At 73.7% G+C, this 1553-nt stretch carries 1 pseudogene; it reads right to left on the bottom strand.

From position 1 onward, the window contains the following. Positions 1–1553: pseudogene (locus tag D3P35_RS25755) on the bottom strand (hypothetical protein); the annotation flags it as partial.

The raw sequence follows: 1553 nt of genomic DNA, 5'->3' as shown, positions 1-1553 counted from the left end.
TCGAAGGACGAGGTGACATGCAGGGCGATCTCCGGGGCTGCCGCCGCCCCGCCCTGCGCGAGCCCGCCGAGCCGGTGATTGGGGATGACCTGGCTGCCGCGCGGCAGGTTCACGAGCTCGCGCCCCTGCTCGCCCACCCAGGCGAGCCCGCCTGGCGCGCTGTCGGTGCCGGTGGCAAAGCCCGGGATGATGGAGAGCAGGTCACCGGCGAAGGACAGCAGCCCGCCGCCCCCGCTGCCGCTGCCGCCCTTGCCGCCGGAGCTGCCGCCGAACAGGCTGTCGAAGAGCGAGCCGCCGCCCCCCGTGCCGCCGCTGCCGAAGAGCACGTCGAAGGCCTCGTTGGCGGCGAGATCGGCGAAGCGGTCGAGGAGGCCTGCGACCGCGTCCCGCGCCGTGGTGGCGCCGGTGATGAGCCCGGAGAAAGCCTGCCGGCTGGCGTCGCGCACATCGTCGAGCGCCGTGCGCGCCTCGCCCAGCGAGCTCGTCAGGTTCTTCGTGCGAGCGTCGGCGCCCTTGCCATCCCCCTTGCCGTCGCCCTTGGGTTTGCCCTTGCCGCTCCCGGCATCGTCATCGCCGAGCCCGGCCATGGCCTCGTTGAGCCGGGTCACGGCGGCGGCGGCGGCATCGCTCTCGTCGCCCGTGCTGCGCACCACGGCGATCAGCGCATCGGACGCGGCCCGTGCCTCGGCGAAGCCCTCGGAGACGATGCCCGCCGCGGCCGCGCCGAGGGCCGCCGCCCGGGCGCGTGCATCCTCTGCAGCCGCTGCAAACTCGTAGACCTTGGAGCCTGCCGCGATGGCGCTGTTGGACAGGCTGAGCCAGGTCTCCTCCAGCCCCGGCACATCCTTCAGCCCGTCCGCGAGGAGATGCAGGAAGCCCGCCCAGGCGCGTGCCATCAGGGTGATCAAATCGTGGAACGCGCCCTGTACCGTAAACCACACCGCCCCCAATCCCGGCGGGATCGCCCGCGCCGAGGCGACGATGCCGCGCCACACGCCCACCGCCACGTCTCCCAGCAGGCTCATCGCATTGCCGAAGCCCCCCGCCCCGCTCACGAGCCGGGTGAACTGGTAGACGAGCTCGCCCGCCCCCACGATCAGCGCGCCGATGCCGGTGCGGATCAGCGCCCCGCGCAGCAGCGTGAGCGCGCCCGTCAGCGAGACCGTGGCGAGCCGCGCCGCGACGAAGGCCCCGGCGAAGCGCACCCCGATCCCGGCGGTGAGCACGCCCGCGTAGGTGGCGAGCCGGTCGAGGTTGTCGATCAGCCCGTCGATGACGATGCGCAGCGCCCCGCCCTCGCGCAGGCTCTCGGTGAGGGCCCGGGCGAACTCGCCGAGCGCCGGCACCACGGCAAGCGCGAGCTGCTGGCCCACGTATTGCGTCACCAGTCCGAGCCGGGCGAGCCGGTCGTTCGCCGTCTCGATGCGCCCCGCGTCGACCGCGGAGAGGGCGAGGCCATAGTCCTGCACGTCGCGCCGGGCGGCGCGCAGCGCATCGCCGCCCTGGATCATCAGCAGCGCCATCTCGCGGTTCTCGATCCCGAAGTCGCGCAG

It is taken from the genome of Oceanicella sp. SM1341, from assembly GCF_003448965.1.
Taxonomy (GTDB): domain Bacteria; phylum Pseudomonadota; class Alphaproteobacteria; order Rhodobacterales; family Rhodobacteraceae; genus Paroceanicella.
This window is presented reverse-complemented; position numbering and strand designations above follow the sequence as displayed.